This window comes from Pseudomonas sp. KCJK8993, assembly GCF_046230915.1.
Classification (GTDB): Bacteria; Pseudomonadota; Gammaproteobacteria; order Pseudomonadales; family Pseudomonadaceae; genus Aquipseudomonas; species Aquipseudomonas piscis.
Window position 1 is genome coordinate 1 of the sequence record NZ_JBJJLO010000222.1, and the last position, 2,848, is coordinate 2,848.

General features: G+C 67.3%; 2 protein-coding genes. One reads left to right on the forward strand and one right to left on the reverse strand.

All coding sequences use genetic code 11. The features are described from left to right. The first annotated feature begins 153 nt into the window (after positions 1-153). On the forward strand, positions 154-1,401 hold the full coding sequence (locus ACK6AU_RS31695; RefSeq protein WP_409303692.1) for a TIGR03862 family flavoprotein: 1,248 nt from the start codon (positions 154-156) through the stop codon (positions 1,399-1,401). Between the two features lie 55 nt (positions 1,402-1,456). On the opposite strand, the gene ACK6AU_RS31700 is transcribed toward ACK6AU_RS31695, so the two are convergent. After that, complete coding sequence (locus ACK6AU_RS31700; protein ID WP_185698300.1) at positions 1,457-2,791, reverse strand: DEAD/DEAH box helicase; 1,335 nt, start codon at positions 2,789-2,791, stop codon at positions 1,457-1,459. Positions 2,792-2,848 lie beyond the last annotated feature (57 nt).

The window sequence follows — 2,848 nt, forward strand, 5'->3', positions numbered from 1 at the left end:
CAGCCCCGTCCCCGGGCCGCAAGTGGCGCCGGGCGGCCCCCGGCCGCCGGACACCCCGGGCACGGCGCGGGGTGTCCGGCCGCCCTCATCGGCGCCCCGCCCGACCATGGCCGGGGTAGAATGCGCGGCTCATTCCCCCAGCATCGCCCCGCCATGACTCGATCCCCTTCTCCCCTGTCCCACCATGTTGCCATCATCGGTGGCGGCCCGGCCGGCCTGATGGCCGCCGAGGTCCTGAGCCAGGCAGGAGCCCGGGTCGACCTGTATGACGGCATGCCCTCGGTGGGTCGCAAGTTCCTCCTGGCGGGCGTGGGCGGCATGAACATCACCCATTCCGAAGCCTACCCGGCCTTTCTCTCGCGCTATGCCGAACGGGCGCCGCAAATCGCCCCCTGGCTGCGCGAATTCGATGCCCAGGCCCTGTGCCAATGGATTCACGGACTGGGGATCGAGACCTTCGTCGGCAGCTCCGGCCGGGTGTTTCCCACCGACATGAAGGCCGCGCCCTTGCTACGCGCCTGGCTCAAGCGCCTGCGCGAAGCCGGGGTGGTTATCCACACCCGGCATCGCTGGCTCGGCTGGAATACCGACGGCAGCCTGCGCATCCAGCATCCCGAGGGTGAAAGCGCGGTACGCCCCGACGCGGTGCTACTGGCGCTGGGCGGCGGCAGTTGGGCACGCCTGGGCTCCGATGGCGCCTGGATGGCGTTGCTTGCGCAACGTGGGGTCCAGGTAGCGCCCCTGCAGCCGAGCAACTGCGGTTTCGAAGTGGCCGCCTGGAGCGAACTGCTGCGCAACAAGTTCGCCGGGGCCCCCTTGAAGAACGTGGCCATCGGCCTGGACGACGACACGCCCCGCCTGGGGGAATGCGTGATCACCGCCAAGGGTATCGAGGGTAGCCTGATCTATGCCCTTTCGGCCTCGATCCGTGAAGCGATCAACCTGCACGGCCAAGGCACCATTCATATCGACCTGCTGCCGGGCAAGCCCCGGGACAAGGTCCAGGCGGCCCTGGCCAAGCCTCGTGGTTCGCGTTCCATGGCCAAGCACTTGCACAGCCAGTTGGGAATCGACGGCGTCAAGGCCGCCTTGCTGCGGGAGCTGACACCGGCCGCGACCTTCAATGATCCGGCCAGCCTGGCGGCGGCGATCAAGGCCCTCCCGCTGGTGCTGGTCAAGCCCCGCCCCCTGGACGAAGCCATCAGCAGCGCCGGCGGCGTGCGCTTCGAAGCACTGGATGAACGCTTGATGATCCGGCAGGAGCCTGGGCTGTTCTGCGCCGGAGAAATGCTCGACTGGGAAGCCCCCACCGGCGGCTACCTGTTGACCGCCTGCTTCGCCAGCGGACGCCGGGCCGGGCGCGGCATCCTCCAATGGCTCGCCGAACGCCGCCAGTCCTAGGCCGGATACCAGGAGCGGCCAGGTTGAACCGGCCGCCCACAACTTGTCGTGGCGCTTAAGGCTTGCGCTTGCGCGGGCCGGTATTGAAGGCCGGCACCTTGCGCACCGGTTTCACCGCAGGCTCGGCGGCCACTTCGCCGCTATCGACCCAACGCCCCAGGTTGCGCTTGCCGCCGCTACCGGTAGCCTTGGGCTTCTTCGGTTTCTTCGGCTTCTTCACCACCTGGCCACTGGCGTCGGTCTCGGGCACCCGGTGCTCGGGCTCGAAGTCTGGCTCCTCATGGCGCTTGAGGGTCTGGCGGGTCAGCATTTCGATCGCCGACAGCAGGTTCACTTCATCGGCGCAGACCAGGGAAATCGCCTCGCCGGTGGAACCGGCACGCCCGGTGCGGCCGATGCGGTGGACGTAGTCCTCGGCAACGATCGGCAGGTCGAAGTTGACCACCAGCGGCAGATCCTCGATGTCCAGGCCGCGGGCCGCCACGTCAGTGGCCACCAGGATCTGGATCTCGCCCAGCTTGAACCGATCCAGGGCACGCTGGCGCGTGGCTTGGGGCTTGTCGCCGTGGATGCCATCGGCATTCACACCCTGGCCCTGGAGTTTTTCCACCAGGGCGTCCACGCCGTTGCGGGTCTTGGCGAACACCAGTACCTGCTTCCAGCGGTTCTTGCGCAGCAGGTGGCTGAACAGCTCTGGCTTGCGCTTCTTGTCCACCGGCACCACCCATTGCTTGACCGTGCTGGCGGCGACGTTGCGCGGGCTGACCTCGATGCTCAGCGGGTCCTTGAGCATCTGCCCGGCCAACAAGCGGATAGGGTCGGAGAACGTCGCGGAGAACAGCAGGGTCTGGCGCTTTTTCGGCAGGGCGGCGTAGATGCTCTTGAGCTCCTCGGAGAACCCCAGGTCGAGCATGCGGTCGGCTTCATCCAGCACCAGGGTCTGCAACTGCCCGAACTTCACCGCGTTCTGCCGGAACAGGTCCAGCAGGCGGCCAGGCGTCGCCACCAGCAGGTCGACGCCCTTGCGCAGCTTCATCATCTGCGGGTTGATGCTGACCCCGCCATACACCGCGTAGGTACGCAGCGGCAGGTGTTCGGCGTACTGGCGCACGCTGTCGTGGACCTGCTCGGCCAGCTCGCGGGTTGGCACCAGGATCAGCGCCCGCACCGAATTGCTGTCGACCTTCGGCCCTTCCAGGGTCAGCAATTGCAACAGCGGCAGGGCGAAACCGGCGGTCTTGCCAGTGCCGGTCTGGGCTGCGGCCATCAGGTCGCGACCGGCAAGCACCGCCGGAACCGCCTGGGCCTGCACCGGGGTCGGGGTCTGGTAGCCAAGGGGTTCGAGGGCGCGCAGCAAGGGTTCGATCAGGCCGAGAGTGGCGAATGTCATGGGGATACCGTAGGAAAAAGTCAGCACAGGAATGCAATGGGCGGCAGTTTCCCCTAA